Below are 25,977 nucleotides of genomic sequence, written 5' to 3'. Positions count from 1 at the left end.
CGGAGGCGTGGGAGAGGGCGGCGTGAGCGAGAGCGGCGGGCGTCAGTCACCCCGGGTCAGCCGCGCGACGAGGTGCAGCCGGTCCCGGTCGGCGGATCCGCCCGGAGCGTCGCCCTCCTGCCAGGCGGGCTGTGTCCGCGGCCCCGGCCCGTCGTACAGATCGAGGGCTTCGAAGCCGTGCGCGGCGAGGAGGTGACGCAGTTCCTGGGGGAAGAGCAGCCGCCATGCGGAGCGCTGCTCGTACGGCGGGGAGCCGTCGTCGGCGGTCCAGATGCGGGTGCGGCGCAGGAGTTGGGCAGTGCGGTCGACGGACAGGGTGGTGGTGGAGGTGTAGGTGGTGCCCTGCCAGGTGAAGCCGTGGACGGCCGGGGCGTCGAGCAGGCCGGTGCGGCCGAGGAAGTAGGCGCCGTTGCGCATCTCGGCCACCAGCAGGCCACCGGGTGCGAGGCTGCGCCGGCAGGAGGCGAGGAAGCCGTCGAGTTCGGCGTTGGTGTGGCAGTAGAGCAGGGCGCTGTCCAGGCAGACGACGGCGTCGAAGGGATCCTCGTGGAGGCCGAGTTCGCGGAGGCCGAAGTCGCGCAGGTCGGCTCGGCGGTAGTCCGGTCCGGGGTGGTGGGTGCGGGCGTGCGCGAGCATCGCCGCGGAGAGGTCGGCCGCGACGACCGTGCGCCCCGCCGCATGCAGATGTGCGGCGTCACGTCCGGTGCCGCAGCCGATGTCCAGGACACGGTTTCCCGCGCCGTGCCGTTGCAGGCAGTCCTCGGCCCAGCGGCCGGCCAGGCGGCCGGCGTCGGGGAAGCGTGCCTCGTAGAGTTCCGGGTTGTCGGTCAGCAGGTTTTCGTGGCCCGATGCGTGACGCGTCCGGGACGGCACAGGTGCTGCTGCGTACGGGGTCTCCCTGTGCGGTCTCACGCCTTTCCCTCCGTCGCGGCCTTCGTGACCCTCGTGGCCGTCGTGGCCGTCGTGGCCGTCGTGGCCGTCGCCAACTCCTCGGTGATACGCACCGGCAGGGCCCGCATCCGGTGCAGCCAGGCGACACCGGCAGCGGAGACGAGGCCGAAGACCAGCGCGCACGTCCAGGGCAGCCACGGCGTACGGGTGTGCTGCCCGGCATCCATGGCCCAGCCGATGACGGTGTTGCCCACCGCGGCGGCGATGCCCGAGACCACGTAGAACAGCCCGAAGTACGTGCCGGTGAGCTCGGCGCGGCCGAAGGCGGGGATCAGTTCCATCACGAATGGCTGAGCGATCATGACGCCCAGGTAGAGCAGCAGCGCCCCGGCCAGTACGGGCAGTGCGTGCAGGGCGGCGGCTCCGGGGCCGCCGGGCGGCGCTACCGGACCGGCGACGGTCATCGGCGGTACGAAGGCGAGTCCCATCAGAGCGAGCCCCACGCAGATCCACCGTGCCCGGTCGCCGCGCCGCTTGAGGGCGCGGGTGATCCGCAGCTGCAGCGAGAGATTGGCGACGGTGCCGACGAGGAAGACGAGGCCTGCCGCACCGTCCCAGCCGGTGGCCCGCCGCGCGCCGTCGGGCAGCAGCAGGTACAGCTGGTTCTGCAGGGTGAACATGCCGACCATGGCCAGGGCGAAGGCCGCGAAGGCGCGGTTGCCGAGCACTTCGCGCCAGTCGCCGAGGACGCTGCTCGTGGCCGTGGCGACCGTGCGGGCGGGCAGTACGACGGCCTGGGCGACGGTGAGCAGCGCGAAGAGGGCGGCGGCGGTGAGCGCGGAGGCCCGGAAGTCGACGAGCAGCAGAGCGCTGCCGAGCAGCGGCCCCACCAGCGCCCCGGTGGTCGCGAAGACGTTGAAGAGGGCGAAGGCCTCGGCCTTGCGGTCGCCCGCCTCCTGGGCGAGATAGGCGCGGACCGCGGGGTTGAACAGTGCCCCGGCGAGTCCGCTGAGGACGGACGCGGCGAGGAGTACGGCCAGGCCGTCGCCGAGCGCGAAGAGCCCGAAGCCGACGGTCCGCAGCGCGCAGCCGGCGATGATGACCCCCCGCGCCCCCAGCCGGTCGGCGGCCGAGCCACCGATGAGGAACAGCCCCTGCTGACTCAGGTTGCGGACGCCGAGGACGATGCCGACGACCGCGGCGGACATCCCCAGGTCCTCCCCCAGATGCACGGCGAGGTACGGGATGAGCAGGTAGAAGCCGGTATTGACGCCGAGCTGGTTGAGCAGCAGCAGCCGGATCGCCAACGGAAAGCGGCGCATCTCGTGCCAGATCTTCACCGCGGTGCCTCCACACCGCGGACCGGGTCCGCTGCCGTCCCGGCCGGCGGTGGCCCGCCGCGCGCCGGCCGTACGCCGAGGCCCGGCTGCCCGCCGGCGCCCACCGTGCCGTCGGTGCCGCCGATGCCGGTCCAGGGGTCGTGGGCGAGCAGCAGGTGGCCGTCGAGGTCGGTCCAGCGGGCGCGGCCGGCGAGGTGGACGGCGGGGGCGAGGCCGAGGGTGCTGGCGGTGAGACAGCCGAGCATCAGCGCGGTGCCGCTGCCAGCGATCAGGTCGGCGATGCGCAGCGCCGCGGTGACACCGCCGCATTTGGCGAGCTTGACATTGAGGCCGTGCACCCGGCCGGCCAGCCGCCGGGCGTCCTCGGCACCGACCGCGTCCTCGTCGGCGATGACCGGCAGCGGTGAGCGTTCGGCCAGCCGGGCCAGCGTCTCGGGGTCGCCGGGGGCGACCGGCTGCTCCACCGCTTCGACGCCGAGGTCCGCGTAGCGGGGCAGCAGGGCTTGGGCCAGGGCCGGGGTCCAGCCGCCGTTGGGGTCGAGCAACAGCCGCGCGTCCGGCGCGGCACGGCGGACGGCCCGTACCCGGTCGAGGTCGTCCTCCGGATCCGGGACACCGGCCTTGACCTTGAGGACGGAGAAGCCCTGCCGGGCCAGCCGGCCCGCCTGCTCCGCGGCCGCCCCCGGCGAGGTGATGCCGATCGTCCGGGCGGTGGCGGCACGCGGCGCCCCGGTGCTCCCGAGCAGCCGGTACACGGGAACGCCGGCGCGCTTGCCGACGAGGTCGAGCAGGGCGGACTCCACGGCCGCCGTCACCGCCGCGGGCGTGCCGGGTGCGGGCAGTTCGCCGGCGCGCAGGGCGGCGAGTGCGCTCTCGGGGTCGGCCCAGCGGGCGAGTTCCCGTGCGGCCCCGTTCAGCAGCCGGGCGAGGGTGGCGGCGTCCAGCCCGTAGTAGGTGCTGGTCACGGCCTCGCCGTAGCCGTGGTGGCCGTGGTGTTCGACGGTGAGCCACACGGCGTCGCGGGCCGCCATGGTGGAGCGGGATATCCGCAGTGGTGCGGTGAGTTCGAGTCGTACGGTGCGCTGACTGGCCTTCACGGGGATTCTTTCCGGGTGGTGCGGCGGGCGGAGCGGGACGGTCCGGCGGCGGGCGCACGGGCGGGGTGCGGGCCGGATCCCGCGGGGAGCGGGTCCAGCGGGGCGGGGGACGGGAGGGCCGGTGAGGGAGGGCGGCGGTCGCCGTCCGCGGCGCAGGGTGCGAGCGGGTCGGTGACCGTACGGCAGCGGGTCCATCCGGTCGCCTCCGCCGCCTGTGGGTGCGGAATCTCGACCGGCCGGGTGGCGGCACGGGTCAGGTCCAGGCCGTGGGCGGTGGCGAAGTCGTCGTCGTAGACGCTGCTCAGGTAGCGCTGGGGTCCGTCGGGGAAGACCGTGGCGACCTCGGCTCCGGGATGGACGCGGGCGGCCCACGCGGCGACGAGTGCGACCGCGCCGGTGCTCCAGCCGCCGCTGACGAAATTGCCGGCGGCGAGGCGGCGGCAGGCGTCGGCGGATTCGGCCGGGCCGACCCAGTGCACCTCGTCGAAGGCGTCGTAGGCGACATTGCGCGGGTGGATGCTGCTGCCCAGTCCCCGCATCAGCCGGGCCCTGGCGGGCTGGCCGAAGATCGTCGATCCGGTGGCGTCCACCCCGATCAGGCGTAGCCGCGGCCAGTGCCGGCGCAGCGGGGCGACGACTCCGGCGCTGTGGCCGCCGGTGCCGACGCTGCACACCAGGACGTCGAGGTGGTCGAGCTGTGCTGCCATCTCGGCGGCGAGGGAGCCGTAGCCGGCCACGTTGTCGGGGTTGTTGTACTGGTCGGGCCAGTACGCGCCGGGCAGTTCGGCGAGGAGCTGCCGCAGCCGGGCGAGCCGGGCGGCCTGCCAGCCGCCCTCGGCCGCGGGCCGGTCGGCCAGTTCGAGCCGGACGCCGTAGGTCCGCAGCAGGCGGCGCATCGAGGGCTCCAGTTCGGCGTCGCCGACCAGCACGACCGGGTGGCCGAGTGCCTGTCCCGCGAAGGCCAGGCCGATGCCGAGGGTGCCGGAGGTGGACTCGACGACGGGGGCGCCGGGGCGCAGTTCGCCGCGTTCTTCGGCGCCGAGCAGCATGGAGACGGCGGCCCGTGCCTTCATGCCGCCCGCGCCGAGCCCTTCGAGCTTGGCCCAGAAGCCGGGGTGCGGGCAGGGCAGATCGGTGGTGACGCGCGCGAGCGGGGTACGGCCGAGCAGACCGAGGAGTTCCCGGTTTCCGGTGGGGCGGACGAGGGCGGTGGTCATCGGGCGGCTCCGGGTTCCGCGGTGCGGTAGCGGTGGACGGTGCCGGGTCCGCCGTCGAGCCAGAAGAACGGGTACGGCTCCGCGCACACCGCGCTCACCCCTGAGCCGAGGAACCGCGGCAGTACCGCGCTGCCGGTCTGGGCGAACATCACCAGGGGCTTGCCGTGGCGCTGGGCATGTTCCCGCAGCGGCTCGAAGCTGCCGTTGCCGAGCGTCATCCCGGAGGCGAGGACCGCGTCGCAGCCCCCCAACTCGGCGAGCGCATCGGTGCGTACGGGCTCGCCCCACTCCGTCGTGCCGCCCTTGAGGTCGCACGGCACGTACGACAGACCGCGCTCCCGCAGCGCCTCCAGCAGCGAGTTGACCACCCCCACGACGAGCACCCGGGCGCCGGGCGCGGCGTCGACCAGTCCGGTGACGGCCCGCGCCCTGGCCCGCGACTTCCGCAGCGACGACCCGGCGGGCAGCGACCAGGGCCGGGCGCCGTTCGCGGGCGTGTGCGGACGTACCCGCATCAGATACGCGTCGAGGGCGGCCACCCGCACCGGGCGCAGCTCGTGCTCCAGGAGGCGGGCGAGGTCCGCGCCGACGCAGTCGTCGATGGCGGCGTCCGGCATCTCGCCGGGCTCCACCGCGCAGGAGCCGACCGCCGATTCGAGGCGCAGGCTCAGCACTTCGTTGCGGTAGCCACCGCCGCGGCCCTCGTGGCGGACGGCCTGACGGGTGCTGAAGGCGACGGCGATCCGCTGGGTACGCGGGTCCGGCCCGAACTCGCCACCGAGGACACGGGCCACGAGATCGTCGTACGACGCGGCCGGGGCGTGGGGGGCGAGGCCGTCGTACGAAGCGGCCGGGGTCCGGGGTGCGAGGGTGCGGGTATCCACCTGGTTCATCGGTTCACCACCCGCACCCGCAGCTCTGCCAGCAGCGCTTCGACGCGCCGGCGCGCGGCCGGGCCGTCGGCGTCGCCGGCCATGACGTGTCCCAGGTACGCGTTGTTGCTGCCGGCTTCCTTGACCGCCGTTCCGGGCTCGGCGAGCTGGAGTTCGAGCACTCCCGGCGCCGTTGCCACGCGGTCACCGCCGTCGATTCCCTCCAGTACGCCCGCGGTCCGCGGCACCAGGAAGCCGATGGCGGCGCTGCGCAGTCCGGTCTCCCGGGTACGCAGATCGGGCCGCTGTCCCCGGGCCACGTCCACACAGGCCGCCGCGGCGTCGATGCCGGTGACATGGCGGATCAGTTCGGTGATGCGGTTGCCCGCCGGCCGGGGGTTGACCTCGACCAGGCGCGGTCCGTCCGGTGTCAGCTTGATCTCGGTGTGCGCCACGACGCCGTCGAGTCCGAGTGCGTCGATCGCCCGGACGGCCAGCTCCCGCGCGGCCGCCGCATCGCCGGCCGGCAGTTCCGCGGGGAACATATGGCCGGTCTCGATGAAGGCCGGCGCCCCGCCGATGCTCTTGTCGGTCACCCCGATCACCTGGGTGCTGCCGTCGAACGTCACGGTCTCGACGCTGACTTCAGGGCCGTGGAGCAGTTCTTCGAGGAGGACCAGGGGCGCCCGGCGCTGACCGCGGGCGTTGACGGGGAAGCCGTCGAGCGCACGGTAGGCACGGGTCAGCTCCGCTTCGTCGTCGACGCGTCGTACGAACATCCCCGCGCACAGGTCCACCGGCTTCAGCACCAGCGGATACCCGATCTCCGCGGCCGCGGCGGCGGCTTCGGAGCGGTCCGCGCAGACCGCGAAGCGCGGTCCTGGCACCCCTGCGGCGGCGAGCAGCTGCCGGGTGGCGTCCTTGCGGCAGGCGCTGTCGACCGCCTCGGGCGACGGGCCGGGAAGACGGAGACGGGCGGCGATCCGCGCGACCGTCGGGAGGTAGTAGTCGCAGGAGGTGAGCACCCCGTCGAAGCCGAGCGCGGAGTGCAGCCGCGCCACGTACGGCAGCAGTGTGGCGCGGTCATTGGTGTCGGCGGTCAGCACATGGCGGGCGCCCAGCAGGGGGTGGGCGGTGCCCTCGGGTGCGGTGCGCAGGTAGTGGTGCAGGTCGCGGGTGAGGAAGGTGAACTCGTGTCCGCCCTCGCGGATCGCGCGTGGGAGCAGCCTGCTCATCGCTCCGACCCAGCTCTCGACCATCAGCAGATGAGCCACGTTTTCCCTTCTTCGCAGGCGTTGTCCGCGCATGGTGGCGGCGGCTTTTGACGGGGCGTCGGCGCCGTGACAGGGGTCGCCGGGCTTGACCGGCTCACACTGTAAACGATAATCATTTTCATTGCCACCACGTTCAGCGGCACCCTCCGCCGCGTCCCCGAAGGCGAGATCCGTGATACCTGCCGTACGCCGCACCGGGCTGCTCTGCGCCCTGACGGCCACCGCCGCCCTGCTCCCCGCGGCCCCCGTACACGCCACTCCCCCGGCATCCGCACTCCACTTCGGCGCCTGTCCGGATTCCGTGCCGGCTCCGCCCGCACCCGCCCGCGTCGAATGCGGCCGGCTGAGCGTGCCGCTGGACCGGAGCCGCCCGGACGGCAAGCACCTCCGCATCGCGGTCTCCCGCGTCCGTGCCACGGGACCGGCGTCCGAGCGGCGCGGCGTGCTGCTGGTCAATCCGGGCGGTCCCGGCGGTCCCGGCCTGTCCTACGCCGTCACCAAGCGCGCCAAACTGCCGGAGCGGGTGCGGCGTGCGTACGACGTGATCGGTTTTGACCCGCGCGGCACCGGCGCGAGCGCGCCCGCGGACTGCGGGCCGATGGGCGGCCTCTTCGACAGCCCCGGGCCGGACCCCGTCCCGGTGGGCCGGGCGGCCGAGCAGGCCTACCTCCACACCCTGCGGCGGACCGCGGACGACTGCGCCCACGGCGTGCAGGACGCCCTGCCGCATCTGTCGACCACCGAGACCGCCGGCGACATGGATGCCCTGCGGGCAGCGCTCGGCGAACCCCGGATCGGCTTCCTCGGCGTCTCGTACGGCAGCTATCTCGGCGCGGCCTACGCCGCCCGCTTCCCGCACCGGATCGGCCGGATGGTGCTGGACAGCGTCGTCGGACCGCGGGACTGGTTCGACTTCGACCTGGTGCAGAGCCGGGCTCTGGTGCGCCAGCGGGCGGTGTTCTTCGCCTGGACCGCCCGGCACGAGCAGCGCTTCGGGCTCGGGACCGAGGCCGCGTCGGTACGCGCCGCGTACCAGCGGGTGCGTGACCGGCTCTCGAAGCGCCCCGTGGACGGCTTCGGGGCGGCGGAGTTCGACCGCACGGTGTACCGGGCGCTGGGCCGTACCGAACGCTGGCCGGGCCTCGCCGACGGGCTGGCGACCTCTCTGCGCAACGGGAGCACCGGTCCGCTGCACCCGGCAGAGCCCTTCGACGGCGCCGCCTCACGGACCTACGAAGCCGCCAACCGCACGGTCAAGTGCGCGGACGGCCCGGCTCCCACACCGGCCCGCGTCACGGCCGGCATCCGGCAGTTGCTGCGGCTCGACCCGCAGCCGGTACTCACCGGGCTGGAAGCCTCGGTGTGCGCCTACTGGCACCACCGGCCCGCGCACCGTACGCAGCTCGGCAGCCCCGATGCCCCGCCCGTCCTGCTGATCGCCTCCACCCACGACCCTGTCACCCCCGTGCGCGGCGCCCGGGAGATGCAGCGGCGACTGCCCGGCTCGCGCCTGGTCTCCCTGCACAACGACTACTCGCACGGGGTGTTCGCCAGCCGGGGCAACCGCTGTGTGGACGCCGCCGCCGCGGCCTATCTGGTCGACGGAACCGTGCCACCGGCCGATGTGCACTGCTCGGGCCCCGGACTGCCGACGCCATGACGCCCGTTGCCGCCGAAGGGCACTTACCGCTCTTCGGGGCGCGCCGCCGCCGGCTCAACGGTGGTAGCCGCGTGCCGGGCACGCGGCTACGGAGTCTTCAAGAGTTCTCAAGGGCCGTCAACTGACGACCTCTGCCGGGATGTTGCTCGACAGTGCGTCGATGACCGTGCCGACTTCGGCTCGCGTGATGACCCGGTCCGCGAGCTTTCCGACCTCCGAGGTGCCGACGCATACCGCGTATGCGGCGTTCTCGAACATACGCAGATCGTTCTGGTCATTACCGAAGGCGACATATTCCCCGGAGGGAATGTTCAGCGCGAGGAGGGCCGTCGCCTTGTCAACCGCCTTGGGGGAAAGGTCCACCAGATCCTCGGACTGGTGGATATTGATCGTCACACCGAGCTTGGTCAGCTCCGTCAGCGCGACGTCTCCGGCGCCGAACAGCACGACCTTGGCGTATTCGGGCAACTCTTCCCGGGCCACACGTTTCGCCAGGCCGGCCTGATCGACACGCTCAAGGATCTCTCGTTCCTGGGTGACGTGGAAACTGTAGTCCCAGGAACTGTCGATAAGGTATTCGAGTTCGTACCGGTCGATGATGTCATTGATCGAACACCGGAGGCTGTCGCTGAACTTCGTCACCTCGATATGCCCGTCGGACCGGGTGAACGCGCCATTGCCACCGATCAGCGGGACATCGGCCAGCTCGGTGGGGAGCACCGGAATGAGGTCGCGAATCGGGCGGGCCGAGGCGAACAGGATGGGGTGTCCGGCCCGGCACCGCATGATCGCCGCAACGATCTCGGCCGGCATCTGCGTCCCGTTGAAACAGGTGGTGCCGTCGACGTCGAAGACGAACGGTATCCCCTGGTCCAGCTGCGGCACCTGGTCGGCACCACCTTTCCGCGCGTGCATGGATTTCCTTCCGGCTCAGCCTGATGAAAGGGTCACGCTATCCGACGGGCTCGCCTCCCGTCCGGCAGATGTACGAGCCGGGCGCAGATTGAGGGTGGCCGCGGCGCCCACCGCCAGTACCGACGCGGCGACCATCATCGCCACCACTGCCGACTGCCCGGACCACGAGCCCAGCGTGCCCGCCAAAAAGGAGCCGCCCGACGAGCCCACGACGATGATGCCGCCGAGCCAGGAAAATGCCTCGGAGATCTCACCCTTGGGAATTGACGCGTTCACCAAAGCGAAGGTCCAGGTCAGGGCCGGACCCATGAAGAAACCGGCGAAGAAGAAGGAGGATTCCTGTACGAGTACCGGGAAGAACGGTGCGGCCAGCGCCCAGGATGCCGAGAACGCGACAAGGACGGCGATCAGCCTCTTGGTGAGATTTCCGATCTTCTCGGTGTCGCCACCGCTCAAGGTGAGGGCACCGATGAATGCGCCACAGCCGTGCAGGGACAACAGGATCCCCACGCCTCCCACGGACGTGTGCGACTCGGTCAGCCGACCGCCCAGAATCGCCATGGCGCCGATCGTGACCCCGATCATCGCGGCACAGCACATCAGAAGCCGGAACGCACCGAAGAACAGCGGGCCGATGACCCTCCGGAATCCCATGTGCTCGACCCGGTCTTCGGCGTCGGCCGCCGGCATCACCTCGATCATCCAGGCACCCAGCAACAGGAAAGCCATGCAGAGGTAGGACGCAAGAGTAGGGTTCAGAACGATCGCACTTGCGGTGGCCACCAACGGCGCCACGATAAAGAGAAGTTCCTGTGACGCGGAGTCAAAGGCATACGCCTTCATCAACAGCGGGCCTCGGACTATGCGAGGCCAGGCAGACCTGAGATACGGTTCGAACGGGGGATTGAAGACGCCGGCGACGCCAAGCGCAACGAAGGCGACCACCATCGAGTGGCCCGACGCGGCAAAACCCAGGAAGCCGAATCCGCTGACAATCGCTGTCAGCCAGATGGCGAATCGCGCGCGACCGCGGTCGACCATACGTCCCCAGATGGGTGACCCGGCAGCGGACAGGAGCGAATATACGGCGGCAGCGGCGCCGACCGTGAGCCAGCTCTGATCCGCGTAGCGAAGCTGCATGGGGATCGCCGCGAGTGCCAGTGCGTTCGGGATCCGTCCGACGAGGGTGCCGCCGGCGAGACGTGGCACGCGGCTGCTGCGCAGAACGTCCACTAAGCCCAGGTTGATCATTAACTCTCCCATCATGGTCAGACCCCGTATGGCCGGCCGCACGGCCCACGGGAACACGTCAGATTTCGTTCACCTTGTAGACCGTCATCCCCATGGCTTTTGCCTTGCTCACCCCCAACACGTCGACGTCGTCCGATACGACCTTGCGCGCCAGAACAGGAAGACAGGACTGCAGCACCGCCCGCGCCAGTCGGGCGCCGAGGCAGTAATGCCGGCCGTGCCCGAAGGAAAGGTGACGGTTCGGCCGGCAGTCTTCGTTCGCCTTCAGCAGATTCACCACGACCCTGGCGCCCTCCGCTATGGTGCGGCCACCCAATTCAACGGTCGTGGTGGTACGCCTCGGCGCGAAATGAAAGGGGGGATCGTCACGCATCTGGGTCTCGATGAAGTCCGCCCAGTCCACCGGTTCGAGCTTTTCGACATCCGCCGGTGACCAGCCCTGGTCACCGATATGAGCGAGACAGGACACGAGAGCTGTCTTCAGGGGCTCCAGCGCGCCGGTGAACAACTGGGTGTATGTCGCGGAAACCCCTGTCAGATCCAGCACCTTCTGCTGATGCAGCGCGCGCAGGGCGGCGGCGATCCGGTCATCCCCGTGCAGAAGCTGATCGTCGACGAGAGCTTCCAGCAGTCGAATCTGATCCGCCGCGCATGCGGCTTTGCCGGAATCCGCGCCAGGCACCGCAAGATAGGCCATCACGGCGTCCGAGACACCCTCGATGATTTCCAACTGAGAGGACGTGGCCCCGAGCAGCGTGCGGGTTGCCGCACGGGCCACGGGCAACGCCATATCGGTGATGGGATCTACCGCTGCGGACCCGACGGCCGCATCTGCCTGCTTTACGGCCTGGCGAGTCACCTCGGCCATGAACGGACTGTCCATAGCCGCCGCTAACGCCGTCCGGACGTGTTGCTGGACCGGCGGATCGGAGAACACCAGCCACTGCGAGAGGAAACTCTCGACATAGTGAACGTCCGCACGCCCGGCCTCGGGGACCAGATGGGTCTTGTGCTTCATCCCTCTGGCGAGGAACCGCTTGTCCGTTAACACCTTGCGTGCGAGAAGTGGCGACATGACGTGCCAGGACTGCGTGGTCGGGTCATACGCGACCTCTCCTTGATCTTCTCGGAGTAATTCGTATGCTTCGCGTGGCGCATGGAGCACATGTTCAGGAAAACTGATCGGACATTTCAGTGAGCGGTGCCGGCCATGGTCGACCACACCTTCGTCAGGATGCACGCCTTTCTGTCCTCCCCCGTGACCAACTCTCGAAACCGGAGCGTTTCGACACCCAGGGCGTAACCATTCCCCGCTCCGTGCTGGTTCATCATGATTCATTCAACAATTCATGTGTGCCAGGTGATCATCGCCCTTGAAGCGCATGAGGGCGCAGCTTTATTGCCTTGCACATCAATGCACCATCGAGGGTATGGGTATGACCGGTGCGCTCTCGCTACCCCCTGATGCGCGCACAGGTCGCACCTGCAGAATCAATAAAGTGGCTCGCCGACCCCTTCGAAGTCCCCAAGAATCCGCACTCACACATTCGCGCATCAATGTGGCAAGCACGGGTCACCGACGCGGCTTCAACCGCCCGTTTCTGCTCGTCACATCAGCCACATGGGCCACATTGATCTATGCCCTCCCCCTCGCCCCCGTGACTCCGCAGACTAGTCAGGAACGCGGAATCTTCGGGATGCTATCACTGGGTTTTGGGCACGGCAATGAACCGTTAGGGAGTTTCTCATGAACACCGGATTCGACGATCAAGAGAAAGATCCGTGATGCACAAGATCACGGTGAGCGCGACGTCTCCGGAGACGGCGAAGGCGGTGCCCCGGAGAGAAAGATCTTCCTCCGGATAAGGCACAACCGGCGGTCGGGCCGTCCTACGAGGGGCCGGCCCTGCGGGTGCAGGCGAACGGCTCGTCGATCCAGTAGGTGTCATGCTGCTCGTCGTGGACGACCGGGTACCCGGTGTGCGGATCGCAGAGCTTGTCGATCTGGGCGTGGTCCGCCGAACTGACGGTGAACCAGTACTTGTTGGTGTCCGGGCTGATCCTCCGGCACTTGTAGAAGAACCCCTTCACGCCGGGGCCGAACACATCGCTGCGGAAGTCGGCGGCCAGCTTCTTGTTCAGGTTGATGTTGTCGCAGTCGGCCTTCATGCCCTCGACGCTGATGGTCTCGGCTGCCTCCGTCGTATATCCCCTGGCCGTGTGGGTGCCCGACGCCGTCCAGGCCCGCGCCGGCAGGTCGATCTGCGTGGCGACTTCGGCAAGGAAGGGGTTGCGCGGGGCGGCAGGCCCGGCCGGTGCCGTAGGCCCGGCATCCGCCATGCCCACGACGACGGCGACACCGATACCCACAGTCGCCAGCAGCAGGGGGACGGTCCGGGTCCCTTTCCGGACCAGGGAAGAGAAGGCCACGTTGCGCTCCATTCCGGACGGGCCCGGTGGTCCTCCTGCCGCCCGGGGCCTGAGCGCACCCTAGACGCCCCGGCGCATGACCGGTGGGAGCGGCGGCGGCCGTGGCACGTCTCCCCCACGGTCGACCCGGACGGGCGAAACCTACGCCTCGTCACCTTGCGGGCGCCGCAGTCCCTGTCCGTACCGACTGGCCGGACATCGCCTCGTGGCACCCGCGCTACCGGCCCCCTCGGGCAGCGGTCCGGCGGTACTCGACGAGCAGGTGCCGGGGACCGCGCAGGACGGGGCTGCGGCGGTAGGGAGGCGGGTCCTCGACCAGACGGGGGTCGTCGAGGTGCTGGATCAGCTCGTTCAGGGCGATCTCGGCTTCCAGACGGGCGAGCGGCGCGCCGAAGCAGCTGTGGATACCGCTGCCGAAGCCGAGATGCTGGTTGTCGTCGCGGGTCGGGTCGAAGCGGTCGGGGTCGTGGAACCGCCGGGGGTCGCGGTTGCCGGACGCCAGCATCAGGATGAGGGGCGCGCCCTTGGGGACGGTGACGCCCGCGACCTCGATATCGGCCAGCGGTGTGCGCTGCGGGAGCATCTGGACGGGGGGTTCGTAGCGCAGCAGTTCCTCCACCGCCCGGGGCATCAGCGCGGGTTCGCCGCGGAGGCGTGCCAGCTGGTCGGGGTGGCGCAGCAGGGTGAGGACGCCGTTGGTGATCAGGTTGACGGTGGTCTCGTGACCGGCGATCAGCAGCAGCACGGACGTGGTCATGATTTCGAGCGGCGTCAGCTGCCCGTCGGGGCTGTCGCCGGCGAACGCGGAGAGCATGTCGTCGGACGGATGGGAACGGCGCTTGTCGGCGAGCTCACCGAGGTAGAGGCCCATCGTCTTCCGGGCCTCCACGGCGGCCCGCGGCCGCTCCTCGGGGTCCTCCCCCGGGGTCGGATCGATGCCGGCGACGATGGCGTCCGACCACTGGCGGAACTGTGGCTCGTCCTCGAGGGGCACACCCAGGAGACGGCAGATCACGGTGACGGGCAGCGGGTAGGCGAAGTCGTCGACGACATCGATCCGCTCCTTGCCCGCGAAGTTGCCGATGAGGTCCTTGACGATCCGGGTGATGTCGTCGTGCATACCGGCGATCCGGTCCGGCGTGTGCGGCGGGCCGAAGGAGCGCATCGCAAGGCTCCGCAGCCGGTGGTGCTCGGGGTCGTCGAGTCCGATGAAGGCCGGTGAGAGCCCTTCCTCGGCGATGGCGGCCTCGTCCGGGACAGTGCGCTTGCGACGGTCCGAACTGATCCGCGGGTCGTGCAGCAGGGCTTCGATCTCGTGGTAGGTCCCGACGAGGTAGCTGCCGTCGTCCTGCCGTGCCACCCCCGCCTCGCGGAGCTCGGCGTACAGCGGGTAGGGGTCGGCGCGGTGGGCGTAGTCGGTGATCCGGTGGAACAGGGTGTCCGCAGCCATGCGCGGCGCTCCTCATCGCTAGGGAGTGGCGGTCTCAGCGGGCCGGTTGCACCAGGATCAGGCGCCGGTCCGGCAGATGGCCGGTGAGCGCGACGGTCGGGCCGTGCGACAGCAACTTCGGGTCCGGCACGTCCGAGGGGACCGGTGCCCGGGTGTCGAGCCGGTCGGCGGCTCCCGGCGCGGGCGGGAACGGCGCTGCCGTCTCGATCAGCCGCTGGTAGTACTCCAGCGACTTGGCCTGGTTCACGCTCACCGCCGCGGTGACGCGTCCCCGGTAGCCGTAGACGGCAACCAGCCGGGCTTCCTTGAGCGACCCCTGGGCGATGACCACCTGGTCGGAGAAGGTGGGTACGCCGACCGACTTGATGTTGAGTCCGAACTGGCTGGACCAGAACGCCGGAACCGTCAGATGAGGGCGCCTGCGTGGCCCGGGATTGACCATGTTGTGGGCCGCGACCTCCGCCTGGGCCACCGCGTTGCCCCAGTGCTCCAGCGAGAGCAGCTGGTACTCGAAGAGCGGATGCGGGAAGCGGGCCACGTCACCGGCGGCGAAGACGTCGTCGGTGACGATCCCGTACATGTCGAAGGCGCGGCAGCCCGCATCGCAGGTCACGCCCCGTGGGCCCGCGGCGAGTCCCGACTCGGCCAGCCACTCGGTGTTGCGGACCGCACCGAGGGCCACCACGGCGACATCGGCGTCGATCCTCGTGCCGTCGGAGAACCGTGCGCCGGTGAGCCGGCCGTTGCCCTCCAGCGCGGTGACCGTCACCCCGCAGCGCAGATCGACACCGTGGGCACGCTGCAGCTTCGCGGCAAGCGCACCCAGTGTTCCGCCGAGCGCACCGACCAGCGGCGCCGGGCCCCGCTCCGCGACCGTCACGGCAAGACCGCGCTCCCGGCAGGCGGAGGCGATCTCCGAACCGGTGAACCCGGCTCCGATGACCAGGACGCGCTCCGGTCCGGCGTCAAGGTGCTCCACAAGGCGGGCCGCGTCCTCGCCGGTGCGCAGGGTGAACACCCCGCCCATGGCGGCCTCGGCCGGGTGGGGCCAGGGGCGGGCCCGGGTCCCGGTGGCGATCAGCAGCCGGTCGAAGGGCACCTCTTCGCCGTCGGCGAGGAGTACCTTTTTCCCGATCGGATCGAGGCCGGTGGCACGTACGCCGAGTTTCCAGTGCGCGTCCACGTCACGGCGCCGGGGCAGCCCGGTGGTGTCGGCCGGCACCCTTCCGAGCAGCACCTGCTTGGACAACGGCGGCCTGTCGTACGGGGGGTGCGGTTCGTCGCCGATCAGAGTCAGCGAGCCGGCGAACCCCTCGTCGCGCAGCGTCTCGGCGGCCCGCAGACCCGCGAGCGAGGCGCCGACGACAACGATGCGGCCGTCGCGTGGTTCACCCTGCACCGGGGCCCGCCTCCTCGCCCACGACGATCGCCTGCACCGGACACGCCGCCGCGGCCCGGAGAACATGTTCCCGCTGGTCGTCCGGGACGGCCGGGGTGTACAACAGGGCCTCCTCGCCATGCATCGTGAACATGCGGGGAGCGAGGAAAGCGCACTGCGCATAGCCCTGGCACCGGTTGAGATCAACGACGATTTTCATCCCGCGCCACTCCTCCCACCGCCACACCCGCCGTCTGCCACACCCGTCGCCTCCGTCCTACAACCGGTCCCGGTGCGGCGCACGTGGTACCGGGCCATCCGAGGGGTGCGCAGGGTGAGCGGAGGCAGGGTCACGAGCGAAGCAGTGGCGCACCCCCGGCGGCTCACCTTCATGGGCCGGGGCTGGCGCATCGTCGGCGGCAGGCGCCCGGCCGCCGCCTCGGACTCGGGTCACCACCGGCGGTCACCCGGCGCCGATACGACAGAAGTCGTCCACGCGCATGAGGAAAGCGCAACCGTCCACCGGAGGAAAGACTCAAAGGAGTGACAGCCGGACGGAGTTCACGCCCCCTGCGGAGAGTACGTGGGAACGCGTTCCAGGCCCGTATGGCTCATTCAAGTCCCCTTTCTTGACTGGCGGCAAAGGGTTGGGCAGCATCCGAACACCCCATGTTGGTGAGCTTGTTCGGCGGCGGAGCCGACCACCGATGCCCTGTGTGTGGCGATAAAACGGAACCGCACCGGGTTAATTGCGGAGCGGGATGAGTAACATCCAGCCAACCGCAGACCGATCAGGCAAGAGAGAGCAGGCTGTTTCATGTCAGACGCGGATTTCGCTGTGCAGGTGGCTGCCAAGCTGAAGAGCATCGCGAAGGAGATCGACGAACTGCAGAAACTCCGGGCGAAGCTGGAAGACCTCCAGCAGCATCTCGGCACGGCGTCCCGGGAAGAAGCCGTTGCCCCACAGTCCTCGGAGGCCGTCACCGCGGTGCCAAAACCGGTGACCGTGCCCGCGGCGCGGCGCGGCAAGCCTGCCGCGCCGAAGGCCAAGCCGGCGAAGAAGGCCCCGGCCAAGGCGGCGGGGAGCACAAAGAAGGCACGCAAGTCCGCACCGGCCCGGGGGAAGGCCCGGCAGCGGAACGCCACCCGCGCCGACCGCGTTCTCGCCCTGCTCGACGGGCAGCCGCGCACGGTGACGGAGCTGACCAAGCTGCTGGCGCAGGAGCATCCGGACCACACGGCACCGGAGACCGCCGTGCGCAACACCCTGGAGACCTCACTCGTCGCCAAGGGGCTGGCACACCGCAGCAAGCAGGGAAGGAGCGTCTTCTACTCCCTCCCCGGAGCCGCTGCCGAGGCCGGTGCCGAGGGCCGCGCGGCCCAGGCCGCCGACGCCCCTGAGGAGGCCGCTCCCGCCCGGGCCTGACCGGGATCCCGTTCCCGTGGCGCCCGTCGGGAGACCGGGCGCCGAGGGGCGGCCCGGCGGGGAAGATCCCGGAGAGGGTTCCGGCGAGGGGGCCGGCGGCGCAGGCGCGGCGCCGCCACGGCCCACCCTGGCGATCAGGTGTCCGGGCTTCTGAGACGATGAAGATCGACAAGAAGCCTTGCAGTGAGAGCGAACTGCCCGGCGGCCGAGACATCGTCGCGGCCCGATACGGGTCATACCACCGCATACACGGTGCTGACGCCGTCGGTGAAGGCAGTCGCAGGGGGGCGATACGGCCGAGTCTTGACGAACCGGCCCTGCCCGATCTTGACTGCCAGGGTCCCACCACCGCAGGGCCCCCACCAGGGGTGTTGCCCCCCTTACCGAAGGTCACGAACATGACGGTTGACGCCACCGCCGCCACCGAAGTCGACGCCTCCGCCGACGTCGGACGGTTCCTTCTCGGCGACGCCTTCCCTTGCCTGGCCGGTCGCTCGGCGTGGCGACAGGGCGGCATCGTCCATCGCCACTACACGTGGTTCGGGGATGACGAGACGGCCCGGCAGATGGCCGCTGATCTCCAGGCGTATGTGGAGGCGGTGGACTGGGCCGCCAAGCCCTTCACCAGCTTCGTGGCCACCTTCTCGGGCCCTCTGAACGTGTCGGAAGTCGAGTTCGAGACGCTGCTGTGGCAGCAGCTGCAGGCGGTCCACGACTACGACAGCCTCACGTACCCCTGGGCCGAGGGCTACGACCACGATCCGTCGTCCGGGGCCTTCGCGTACAGCGTCGCCGGGCACCCCTTCTTCGTGATCGGACTGCACGAAACACACAGCCGCATCGGACGCCGCCCGCCCTTCCCCATGCTGGCCTTCAACTCCCACGCCCAGTTCGACCGGATAAAGGCCGCGGGCCTGTGGGACCGGCTGCAGGAGAAGATCCGCAAGCAGGACATCGAGCTGCAGGGCAACATCAACCCCAACCTCGTGGAGTACGAGCAGCTCTCCGAGGCCCGTCGCTACTCGGGCCGACGTAAGCCGGCGGACTGGGCCTGCCCCTTCTCCGCCCGGGTGTGAGACAACTCCAGCGTTTCGAGGGGCGGTTCACACCGGGAACTCCGCACGAACTCCGACGGGGTGTGGGGGCGGGGCGGCGCCGCGCCCCCCTTGTATGACAGCGGAAGGCCGGAAGACGATCAGGCCGTCCGCGGTCGCGTGGTCCGGCCCTCCTCCCCGGTGCCGTAGCGGATGAGCTGGCGGTCGTGGACGCGGCTGAGGAGCAGCAGCGAGACGATCGCCCCGAGGAGGGCGCAGGCCATGTCCCACTGGGTGTCCCACCGGTCCCCCTGGGTGGCGAGGAACGCGTCGGCACCGGCGCCGCCGATCAGCGCGCTCCACCACTCGATCAGTTCGAAGAACGCGCTGAAGGCCAGGCATGCGCACACCGTCAGCGGGGCCAGCCAGGCGCTGCCGCGCAGCGGGGAGGTGCGGACCAGAAGTTCGCGGACCAGGATGGCGGGCACGAAGCCCTGTACCAGGTGTCCGATCCGGTCGTAAGGATTGCGGGACAGGTCCAGCACGTCCTGGAGCCAGTGGCCCAGAGGGACCTCGGCGTAGGTGTAGTGCCCGCCGACGATCAGGATCAGTGCGTGCGCGGCCAGCAGGCAGCACAGCAGCGGGCTGAGCGGAAAGCGCCGCCACACCACGACCAGCAGCGGCAGGCCGGCCATCACCCAGCAGGTCTCCATGACCCAGGTGATCCGGTCATGGGGCTGCAGGCCCGACAGGGCCAGAGCGAGAAGGACCGCTACGGCCAGCGCCGGCGGGAGCCCGCGGGAAGCGGGCGAAGTGGTCACAGTGGCCTTCATGCATCAGCCTCGATCAGCCTCGAAGACATCGGGTACAGGTCGGCGCGGCGCAGAGGGCCGGAGGGTGCGGGCCCCGGCCGCATGAGGCATGTGCCCACCGACGCCCTTATGACGCATGTGCGCACCGAAGTCCCCATGACGCATCTGCGCACCGAAGCCGTCGCCATGCAGGACCGCATGCCGTCAGCCGGGATCCACGGTCCGACTGCGCCGATCTCATTACTGACGTGCACATGGCGCGTACGATCGGATGTCCCCCTACGGGAAGGCATCCCCATGAAGAAGACATCCGCTCGCAGAGCCACCTGGCGCACGCTGCTCGCCCTGGGCGGCGTGGCGGCGTTAAGCGTGCCGGCCGCGGGCGCCGCCGAGGGCGTACCGCGCACCGCCGGGCACGGAGGGCGGGCCGGCGGTTGTGCCGTGGTGTATTTCGACCTCGGTGAGACGCTCGTGCACACGGCAGAGGACAAGAGCGTGCGGTACATGCCGGGAGCCGCCCGGTATCTGCGGGCACTGCGCGCCCGCCACATTCCGGTCGGGCTGATCACCAACGTTCCGTCCTCCTGGGGCTCCACCGACGCGGAGCGGGCAGCGGAGTTGAAGAGGGTGGTCGACAAGGACTGGGTGGGCAGCAGCCCGTTCGCGTGGTCGGACTTCGGCGACCGGATCTTCACCCCGCGGACCGAGGCGGAACGGAAGCCCGCATCGGCGCTGTGGAAGCGCGCCAAGAACGCATCGGGCCACTGCCGGGTGGTGTACCAGGCGGAGACGACGGAGGAAGTACGGGCCAGCCGCGCTCTCGGGTACATCGCCTACCAGGCGGCCCGCCCCGCGTGGCCCGCGTACCTGCCGGTGCCGGTGATCACCGCCATCGCGCAACTGCCCTGAGGAACGCGGCAGTCAAAGGCTTGTGAGGTGTGAGGCCATCACTGCGCCGCTGACCGGCTGTAGCGCTCCAGCCGGTCAGCCGCCCCCCGGACGGGACAGCATCCGGAAGTGCCCGCCGCCCCTCTCGTCAGACTGGGTCGCCCCTCGGCAGACCGTGCACACGATGCGGCGCGCCATTCAAGGACGACGTGGCTGACGGCGGCGACCTCGGGCCGGCGACAGCGGAGCCCCGGAATTCCCCGGGGACGCGAGCGCGCCCGGCGTGGTTCCCGCCACGAATGACATGGTCTCGTGACATGCGTCATACGTCATTACGGCACTAACTAAGCTGGATAGTAGACCACACCCCGGGGACATAAGAGATTTGTCCGTCTTGGCCGATGAATACCCCGCACCGGGATAAGTGGCATTCGATCCGCTGTGCGCTTTTGCGCGCACGGTGTGCGCATAAAGGGTTCTGACGAACCAACAGGAATTCCCCGGGATCCGGCAGCCGGACCAGCATGCTCCCGCGCCCAGGGCAAGGGCCACGCAATCTACGAAGCGAAGTAGTAACCAGACTTTGTTGCCCTGCCTGCACGGCGGTGCCAAGAATGACGAGCCGCAAGGCGTCTCCGCAGCTCAGGCGCGGAAATTGCACAGAGCCAGCCGCGCCAGGGACGCTCCGCAATTACCGATTGAGGTCACGCATGACGAAACATCGCAGGACGCGGCGTTACCGGCAGATAACCGTCGCCGCCTTGGCCATAGGCGCCGTGGGCGTACCCTCCGCAGCAATGGCTTGTCTGGGGCAGGGGAAAGAGGCCGGCCGGCACCACGGTCATTGGCGGAACGCGTCCTACGACCATCGTCAGGCGAAAGCGAAATGGGGCTCCGAGCGGGCCGCTGGTGCCTCGCCGAAGCCCGCCGCTTCTTCCGGCGGCACAGAGACCGCCGGCGCGTCGAAAACCGCCGCCCCGGCATCCGGCGATGCGGCCCGCGTGGTGGAACTCGTCAACAAGGAGCGCAGCAAGGCCGGATGCTCCCCGCTGACCGTGAATGCGAAACTGACCAAGGCCGCCCAGGACCACAGCAAGGACATGGCGGACCACAAGAACATGTCGCACACGGGCTCCGACGGCTCCTCCCCGGACGACCGGATCACGCGCGCCGGTTACCACTGGAGCTCCTACGGCGAGAACGTGGCCTACGGGTACTCCACGCCCGAGAAGGTCATGGCGGGCTGGATGTCCAGCCCCGGCCACAAGCGGAACATCCTGGACTGCTCCTTCAAGGAGATCGGCGTCGGCCTCGCTCAGCCCGGCGATTACTGGACGCAGGACTTCGGCACGGCGGGCTGAGCACCGCTCTCAAGCCCCGCCGCAGGGGACGGTGGGGGTGCGGGGCGCTACCCGAATCGCTCCCTCCGCCGCTCCACTTCCTCGGCGGCCATCGGGGCATGGATGCCGTACACGTCACCGACCTGCATACGGTCCGGGGTGCTGTACTCGCCGTAGGTGGCGATGACGGAAACGGCCAGCCGGGAGTCGGGCTGCCAGAACGTACGGAAGTACGGGGCGTTCGCCTCGATTTCCGGGACCTCAACCAGGGGGACACCGCGCCGTTCCAGCAGGCGGTGCAGCTTGGCGAAGCGGAGCCTGGGAGCGAACCGCCCGTACCGGGCGCGCAGGGTGTCGTTGACGAGGGTGCGATCCCGGCGTGCGAGCCGGTGCACCTGCAGGGTGAAGTGGTGGCCCGACCACGGCTGCGTGGCGGAGGCGCGGTTCCAGTGGAACTCGGCGAGGCCGTAGTCACGGAACATGCTGTGCTTGCCGAAGGTGTTCTCGGCGAAGCCCGGCCCCAGCACCTCGGTGACGCGGTCGGGAGAGGCCGTGGGGCCCAGACCGAGCACGGTGCCGGTGGTGACCACGTCCAGGTAGAACGCCAGGGAGTACGGAGTCACAGGCTGGTCCTCGATGGGGTGTCGTGCCCCGTAGGTGCGGATTGCGGGTGTGCGGGCCGCCACCCTTGACGGAGGAGGCGGTCCACTGCTTGATCAAGCATGGATGGATGCGGGGGCGCCAGAAACCAGTTCCCACTGGAAGCCGCGCTCCAGCACTGTCGTCCGGCTGTCGTTGAAGAGGTAGTGCTCGGTCGGTTCCGGCGGTTCCGGTGACTCCTGCGGCTCCGGCGGTTCCGGCGGTTCCGGCGGTTCCGGCGACGCCGACGGCTTCGTGGCTCGCATGGCGGTGCAACACCCTTCGCTAGAGCAGATCGCTCGCCGAGTCCGCGAGCCGGCGCCGTGCGGCGCGGGCGGCGGGCAGGACCGACGCGGCGGCGGCGATCGTCACCGCGACGGCAATGACCAGCAGCAAGGTGGCCGGGCCGGGCTGTTGGGCGATGCCGGTTCCCCAGCCGCTGGTGCGGCCCTGGAGGTCGATGAGCCACTGGGAGGCGAGGAGGCCGGAGGCCGTGCCGGCCAGCGCGGCGGCGAGGGTGACGAAGGCGGTGCCCGAGACGATGACGGCGGTGATCTGGCGGGGCGTGAGGCCGACGGCCTTGAGGGCGAGCAGATCGCGGCTGCGGTCGCGTACACCGGCACCGACCGTGGTCGCGAGCTCCGCCAGCCCGATCAGGATCAGGACCGCGGTCAGACCGATGCTGACGGCCCGGACCGCCGACAGCTGGTCGGCGGGGTTGGGGATCTCCCGCACTTCGAGACGCCCGGCCGACTCCTTGGTCAGGGCGTCGCGCACCACGCCGGGGTCGGCGCCGTGCCGCAGGACCAGGTTGTAGAAGTCCGGGTGGGGTGGCTGTGCCGCCGGGGACGGCGTACCGGCGGTGTCGTCGTCGCGCAGGGTGTCCAGAGTGGTGGAGACGACCCGGCCGCCGTCGGCGGTTTCGATGTTGCGGCCGACGATATGGAGGACATGCGGGCGGCCGGCGACGGTCATCCGGACCCAGTCGCCGACGTGCGCGTCCAGGAGGTCCAGCAGACCCTGTCCGGCGATCGCTTCGTCGGAGCCGCGGGCGGCGCGGCCTTCCACGACGGCGTAGGGGTAGGGCTTGGCGTCCGTGCCGAGCCCGCGCAGGGTGATGGTCCCGGTTTGTCCCGGTACGAGGGCCTGGACCTCGGCTCCGGGGTAGGCGGTCATGCGTGGCTGGGAGGCCAGGAGTTGGCTCAGTTCGTGTGCGCCGAGGGTGTCGGAGCGCGCGGTGAGCGCCGCGGGCAGGCCGACGTCCTCGGGGTGTGAGGTGAAGCGGTCCAGCGTCGTCCAGGTGCCCAGCGCGATGGTGATGAGCAGCAGCGGGACCGCCAGCCGTGCCACGGCTGCCGAGGAGCGCAGCGGGCGGTGGAAGGCGCCCCGCCAGCCGAGGACCAGGGCCGGTGGGACCCGCAGGCCGAGCGCCCGCCGGGCGAGGCCGGATGTGCGGCCGCCGCCGGCCGTGGCGGCACGGGCCACGGGCACCGGCGGCACCCGCCCCGCACGCCAGGCGGCCAGACAGGTCGCCGAGCCGATGAAGACCACCACCCCGCCGGAGATCACCAGGGTCAGCCAGGCGTGCCCGGGGAGCTGCCCCCACAGGGCCATCGCTTCGCCGATCGGGCCGGGGGCCAGCGTGCCGAGCGTCTGGGCGAGCAGTGTCCCCAGGGCGACGCCCAGCAGCGCGAAGCCGAGGTGGAGGGCGAGGAACATCCGGACCACCTGGCCGGGTGTGAACCCGATGGCCTTGAGGATCGAGATGTCCCGCAGATGTCCGCGGATCCGGGTGCTGATGGCGCCGCCCACCGCCAGGGCGGCGGCGAGCAGCGCGCCGAGCCCGAACAGGCCCAGCAGCCGTCCGAGGAGCTGGTTGTCCCCCTCGGCCTCGGCCTTCGCCTGCCGCCAGGTGGAGACGTCGGTGATCTGATCGGCGCCGAGCCGGGTGACCGCGCGCTGGACGACGTAGTCGGTGTCCGCGGGGTCGGTGAGCTGGAGGCCTATGGTGCGGCCACGCTGGTCGCGGCCCGCGTCCGAGGCGGCGAGGGTGCCGGGGAGCACCCAGGCCACGCCCGGCGATTCCCCCGGGCGGAAGGCGGCCTCGGCGGTGTCCGCGACGCCCACCACGCGCAGCCTGGCCGCGATCCCGCTCAGCACCAGCGAGTCCCCCGGTTCGGCCCACATCGCACGGGCCACCGAGCTGTCCAGCACGATCCCCTTGGTGGCGCCCGCGTCGGTACCCGCGTCGAGCCAGCGGCCCGCGACGATCTGGGGGGCGGCGGTGGCGGGGCGCTTCGCCACGCCGCGCAGCTCCAGGGTGGCCTTGGCTCCGCCGGGCTGGAGGCTCGCGGTGGTGCGGACCGTGGGGAAGGGACCGGAGGTGGCTCGTACCTCGTCCAGTCCGGCGAGCGACCCCGTGGCGGTGCCGGCCTGGGTGTGGATCCATACGTGGGCGCCGGAGGACTGGGTGAAGGCCCGTTGCCAGGGGTCGGTGGCGTAGGCGAACAGTGCGGTGGCCAGCAGCAGCGAGATGGTGATCCCGGCGGTGGCCAGCACGATGAGCACCGCGGCCGGTCGGTGGGCCCGCAGATGCGCCTGTGTCCAGCGTGCCGCTGCTCGCACGTCTCAGCCCTGGAGCTTGAGGACGTCGGCCACACCGGCCGCGGGACGGTTCCGGCTGCCGCCGAGGTGCGCGTCGTCGGCCACCTGGCCGTCGTAGAAGCTGATCACCCGGTCCGCGGCGCTGGCCATCCTGGCGTCGTGGGTGACCAGCAGGATCGTCTGCCCGCGCCGGTGGAAGCGGGCGAGCAGCCGCAGCACCTCGCGCGTCCCCTTGCTGTCCAGGCTGCCGGCCGGTTCGTCGGCGAGCAGCAGGCTGGGGGTGTTGACGAGGGCGCGGGCCAGCGCGACGCGCTGCTGTTCGCCGCCGGACAGTTCGCCGGGTGTGCAGTTCTCCTTGCCGGTCAGGCCCAGTTCGTCGAGCAGTTCGGCCCGGTCGGTACGGGCCTGCCGGGGGGATCTGCCGGCCAGCAGGGCGGGGAGTTCGACGTTGTCGGCGACGCTGAGGTTCGAGACCAGGTTGAAGAACTGGAAGACGATGCCTATGTGGTGGCGGCGCAGCTCTGCCCAGCGCGCCTCGCTGTAGGCGTCGACCTGGCGGCCGTCGAGCCAGAGCGCACCGCTGTCGGGCCGGTCGAGGCCGCCGAGGAGGTGGAGCAGGGTGGATTTGCCGGCTCCCGAGGGCCCGGTGACGGCGACGAACTCACCGCGCTCGATGCACAGATCGACGCCCCGCACCGCAGCGACGGGTGCCGCCCCTTCCGGACGGTGGGTCTTGACCAGGCCGGCTGCCCGGACTATCGGGCCGGAGGGCTCGTCCCGGTTCATTCCAACTCCTCTTGACAGCGCTCCAGCCAGTCGAGATCCGCCTGCAGATGCAGCATCGCGCCCTCGATCAGCAGCTGCGCGACCCGGTTGTCCCGGTCCTCGGCCGCCGCGAGTTTCGAGAGGTCGCGCATGGTGTTGAGGTAGTGGCGGCGCTGCTTGTTGATCAGGGCGATCTGGTCCGCGGTCCCGGTGTGGGGGGCCAGGGCGAGCTTCATGAAGAATTCGTCCCGTACCCGTGGTTCGGCGGTGGATTCCTCGAACCACGCGTCCACCGTTTCGCGTCCCGCTGCGGTGATCCGGTAGATGCGCTTGTTCGGGCGGTCCGACTGCTCGACGTCCTCCCCTTCGATCAGGCCCGCCTTCTCCAGCCTGCTCAGGGTGACGTAGATCTGGCCGACATTTGGCTGAGGGTATGCCGCGCCCAGAAGGTTCTCAAGGGCCTGTTTGAGTTCGTAGCCGTGAGCGGGGCCGCTGACCAACAGCGCCAGGAGTGGCAGCCGCACGCTCTCGCTCTCCCTCCCCGCCTTAGTTGACGGTCATCTGCACTCGTCCGGCTGTGATCCGGGTCGCCGTCGTATCTTCCTGCAGCATCTAGTATCCCGCATGGCTAACAGGTATACATGGGGCGGGCTGGCGGTCCAGTGTCCCGTCGACGCCTGGTGCGAGGAGGAGC

General features: G+C 70.3%; 24 protein-coding genes. 5 read left to right on the top strand and 19 right to left on the bottom strand.

The genetic code is table 11. The annotated features are described in order from the left end of the window. Positions 1–42: 42 nt before the first annotated feature. The 6 genes from ABZ851_RS15700 to ABZ851_RS15675 are packed head-to-tail and all read right to left on the bottom strand — an operon-like array spanning position 43 to position 6,691. Positions 43–873, bottom strand: coding sequence for a class I SAM-dependent methyltransferase (locus ABZ851_RS15700; protein WP_361127352.1), 831 nt, complete (start codon positions 871–873; stop codon positions 43–45). A gap of 35 nt (positions 874–908) precedes the next feature. Further along, positions 909–2,231, bottom strand: coding sequence for an MFS transporter (locus tag ABZ851_RS15695; RefSeq protein WP_361126981.1), 1,323 nt, complete (start codon positions 2,229–2,231; stop codon positions 909–911). Next, positions 2,228–3,328 (bottom strand): dipeptide epimerase, encoded by a 1,101-nt coding sequence (locus tag ABZ851_RS15690; RefSeq protein ID WP_361126978.1) that lies wholly within the window; start codon positions 3,326–3,328, stop codon positions 2,228–2,230. The genes ABZ851_RS15695 and ABZ851_RS15690 overlap by 4 nt, the downstream gene beginning before the upstream one ends. Further along, complete coding sequence (locus ABZ851_RS15685) at positions 3,325–4,545, bottom strand: cysteine synthase family protein (protein WP_361126975.1); 1,221 nt, start codon at positions 4,543–4,545, stop codon at positions 3,325–3,327. Before ABZ851_RS15685 ends, ABZ851_RS15690 begins: the two co-directional genes overlap by 4 nt. Next, on the bottom strand, positions 4,542–5,438 hold the full coding sequence (locus ABZ851_RS15680) for a DUF364 domain-containing protein (RefSeq protein ID WP_361126972.1): 897 nt from the start codon (positions 5,436–5,438) through the stop codon (positions 4,542–4,544). The genes ABZ851_RS15685 and ABZ851_RS15680 overlap by 4 nt, the downstream gene beginning before the upstream one ends. Next, positions 5,435–6,691, bottom strand: a complete 1,257-nt coding sequence (locus tag ABZ851_RS15675; RefSeq protein WP_361126969.1) for an ATP-grasp domain-containing protein — start codon at positions 6,689–6,691, stop codon at positions 5,435–5,437. The genes ABZ851_RS15680 and ABZ851_RS15675 overlap by 4 nt, the downstream gene beginning before the upstream one ends. Positions 6,692–6,863: 172 nt before the next feature. On the opposite strand from ABZ851_RS15675, the gene ABZ851_RS15670 reads away from it, so the two are divergent. Further along, on the top strand, positions 6,864–8,351 hold the full coding sequence (locus tag ABZ851_RS15670; RefSeq protein ID WP_361126966.1) for an alpha/beta hydrolase: 1,488 nt from the start codon (positions 6,864–6,866) through the stop codon (positions 8,349–8,351). 117 nt (positions 8,352–8,468) lie between these two features. Here the strand turns inward: ABZ851_RS15670 and ABZ851_RS15665 are convergent, their stop codons facing one another. The 7 genes from ABZ851_RS15665 to ABZ851_RS15635 form a co-directional block, all read right to left on the bottom strand. Continuing rightward, entirely contained in the window at positions 8,469–9,266 is a 798-nt protein-coding gene (locus ABZ851_RS15665) for an HAD family hydrolase (protein ID WP_361126963.1), read from the bottom strand. A 15-nt stretch (positions 9,267–9,281) separates the two neighbouring features. Continuing rightward, entirely contained in the window at positions 9,282–10,517 is a 1,236-nt protein-coding gene (locus ABZ851_RS15660) for an MFS transporter (protein WP_361126960.1), read from the bottom strand. A gap of 58 nt (positions 10,518–10,575) precedes the next feature. Further along, positions 10,576–11,757 (bottom strand): hypothetical protein, encoded by a 1,182-nt coding sequence (locus ABZ851_RS15655; protein WP_361126957.1) that lies wholly within the window; start codon positions 11,755–11,757, stop codon positions 10,576–10,578. Between the two features lie 650 nt (positions 11,758–12,407). Continuing rightward, positions 12,408–12,947 (bottom strand): hypothetical protein, encoded by a 540-nt coding sequence (locus ABZ851_RS15650; protein WP_361126954.1) that lies wholly within the window; start codon positions 12,945–12,947, stop codon positions 12,408–12,410. Between the two features lie 217 nt (positions 12,948–13,164). Further along, the gene (locus ABZ851_RS15645; RefSeq protein ID WP_361126951.1) at positions 13,165–14,397 is read right to left on the bottom strand and encodes a cytochrome P450; all 1,233 of its coding nucleotides are present in this window, start codon (positions 14,395–14,397) and stop codon (positions 13,165–13,167) included. A gap of 34 nt (positions 14,398–14,431) precedes the next feature. Continuing rightward, positions 14,432–15,796 carry an FAD/NAD(P)-binding oxidoreductase gene (locus ABZ851_RS15640; RefSeq protein ID WP_361126948.1) on the bottom strand — a complete coding sequence of 455 codons (1,365 nt, stop codon included), beginning with the start codon at positions 15,794–15,796 and terminating at the stop codon, positions 14,432–14,434. Beyond that, positions 15,786–15,995, bottom strand: a complete 210-nt coding sequence (locus tag ABZ851_RS15635; RefSeq protein WP_361126945.1) for a ferredoxin — start codon at positions 15,993–15,995, stop codon at positions 15,786–15,788. The genes ABZ851_RS15640 and ABZ851_RS15635 overlap by 11 nt, the downstream gene beginning before the upstream one ends. 624 nt (positions 15,996–16,619) lie before the next feature. On the opposite strand from ABZ851_RS15635, the gene ABZ851_RS15630 reads away from it, so the two are divergent. Continuing rightward, complete coding sequence (locus ABZ851_RS15630) at positions 16,620–17,201, top strand: hypothetical protein (RefSeq protein WP_361126942.1); 582 nt, start codon at positions 16,620–16,622, stop codon at positions 17,199–17,201. Between the two features lie 398 nt (positions 17,202–17,599). Next, positions 17,600–18,277 carry a guanitoxin biosynthesis heme-dependent pre-guanitoxin N-hydroxylase GntA gene (gene gntA, locus ABZ851_RS15625; RefSeq protein ID WP_336048267.1) on the top strand — a complete coding sequence of 226 codons (678 nt, stop codon included), beginning with the start codon at positions 17,600–17,602 and terminating at the stop codon, positions 18,275–18,277. A gap of 119 nt (positions 18,278–18,396) precedes the next feature. Here gntA and ABZ851_RS15620 read toward each other — a convergent pair whose 3' ends face one another. Further along, positions 18,397–19,068: a DUF2238 domain-containing protein gene (locus ABZ851_RS15620; RefSeq protein ID WP_361126938.1), complete on the bottom strand. Its 672-nt coding sequence runs from the start codon at positions 19,066–19,068 to the stop codon at positions 18,397–18,399. A gap of 276 nt (positions 19,069–19,344) precedes the next feature. Here ABZ851_RS15620 and ABZ851_RS15615 point away from each other — a divergent pair, with 276 nt between their 5' ends. Together ABZ851_RS15615 and ABZ851_RS15610 are read left to right on the top strand one after the other, a co-directional pair. Next, complete coding sequence (locus tag ABZ851_RS15615; protein WP_361126935.1) at positions 19,345–19,956, top strand: hypothetical protein; 612 nt, start codon at positions 19,345–19,347, stop codon at positions 19,954–19,956. Between the two features lie 689 nt (positions 19,957–20,645). After that, positions 20,646–21,296, top strand: a complete 651-nt coding sequence (locus ABZ851_RS15610; protein WP_361126932.1) for a CAP domain-containing protein — start codon at positions 20,646–20,648, stop codon at positions 21,294–21,296. Positions 21,297–21,343: 47 nt separating this feature from the next. On the opposite strand, the gene ABZ851_RS15605 is transcribed toward ABZ851_RS15610, so the two are convergent. The 5 genes from ABZ851_RS15605 to ABZ851_RS15585 form a co-directional block, all read right to left on the bottom strand. Then, positions 21,344–21,898 carry a hypothetical protein gene (locus ABZ851_RS15605; RefSeq protein ID WP_361126929.1) on the bottom strand — a complete coding sequence of 185 codons (555 nt, stop codon included), beginning with the start codon at positions 21,896–21,898 and terminating at the stop codon, positions 21,344–21,346. Between the two features lie 93 nt (positions 21,899–21,991). Beyond that, on the bottom strand, positions 21,992–22,180 hold the full coding sequence (locus ABZ851_RS15600; protein ID WP_361126926.1) for a hypothetical protein: 189 nt from the start codon (positions 22,178–22,180) through the stop codon (positions 21,992–21,994). A gap of 19 nt (positions 22,181–22,199) precedes the next feature. Beyond that, entirely contained in the window at positions 22,200–24,539 is a 2,340-nt protein-coding gene (locus ABZ851_RS15595) for an FtsX-like permease family protein (RefSeq protein WP_361126923.1), read from the bottom strand. Positions 24,540–24,542: 3 nt separating this feature from the next. Next, on the bottom strand, positions 24,543–25,304 hold the full coding sequence (locus ABZ851_RS15590; RefSeq protein WP_361126920.1) for an ABC transporter ATP-binding protein: 762 nt from the start codon (positions 25,302–25,304) through the stop codon (positions 24,543–24,545). After that, positions 25,301–25,807 (bottom strand): PadR family transcriptional regulator, encoded by a 507-nt coding sequence (locus tag ABZ851_RS15585; RefSeq protein ID WP_088795943.1) that lies wholly within the window; start codon positions 25,805–25,807, stop codon positions 25,301–25,303. Before ABZ851_RS15585 ends, ABZ851_RS15590 begins: the two co-directional genes overlap by 4 nt. Positions 25,808–25,977: the final 170 nt, after the last annotated feature.

The sequence above is a fragment of the Streptomyces sp. NPDC047049 genome, assembly GCF_040643995.1.
Lineage (GTDB): Bacteria > Actinomycetota > Actinomycetes > Streptomycetales > Streptomycetaceae > Streptomyces > Streptomyces mooreae.
The sequence above is the reverse complement of the archived record's forward strand: the minus strand, read 5'-3'. Positions and strand labels throughout refer to the sequence as shown.

Bases quoted from the DNA above. Each gene is read 5' to 3' on its own strand.
- gntA (WP_336048267.1), top strand. From the start codon at position 17,600: ATGACGGTTGACGCCACCGCCGCCACCGAAGTCGACGCCTCCGCCGAC.
- ABZ851_RS15680 (WP_361126972.1), bottom strand. From the start codon at position 5,438: ATGAACCAGGTGGATACCCGCACCCTCGCACCCCGGACCCCGGCCGCT.
- ABZ851_RS15620 (WP_361126938.1), bottom strand. From the start codon at position 19,068: ATGAAGGCCACTGTGACCACTTCGCCCGCTTCCCGCGGGCTCCCGCCG.
- ABZ851_RS15685 (WP_361126975.1), bottom strand. From the start codon at position 4,545: ATGACCACCGCCCTCGTCCGCCCCACCGGAAACCGGGAACTCCTCGGT.
- ABZ851_RS15665 (WP_361126963.1), bottom strand. From the start codon at position 9,266: ATGCACGCGCGGAAAGGTGGTGCCGACCAGGTGCCGCAGCTGGACCAG.
- ABZ851_RS15645 (WP_361126951.1), bottom strand. From the start codon at position 14,397: ATGGCTGCGGACACCCTGTTCCACCGGATCACCGACTACGCCCACCGC.
- ABZ851_RS15590 (WP_361126920.1), bottom strand. From the start codon at position 25,304: ATGAACCGGGACGAGCCCTCCGGCCCGATAGTCCGGGCAGCCGGCCTG.
- ABZ851_RS15610 (WP_361126932.1), top strand. From the start codon at position 20,646: ATGACGAAACATCGCAGGACGCGGCGTTACCGGCAGATAACCGTCGCC.
- ABZ851_RS15600 (WP_361126926.1), bottom strand. From the start codon at position 22,180: ATGCGAGCCACGAAGCCGTCGGCGTCGCCGGAACCGCCGGAACCGCCG.
- ABZ851_RS15660 (WP_361126960.1), bottom strand. From the start codon at position 10,517: ATGATCAACCTGGGCTTAGTGGACGTTCTGCGCAGCAGCCGCGTGCCA.
- ABZ851_RS15615 (WP_361126935.1), top strand. From the start codon at position 19,345: ATGAAGAAGACATCCGCTCGCAGAGCCACCTGGCGCACGCTGCTCGCC.
- ABZ851_RS15635 (WP_361126945.1), bottom strand. From the start codon at position 15,995: ATGAAAATCGTCGTTGATCTCAACCGGTGCCAGGGCTATGCGCAGTGC.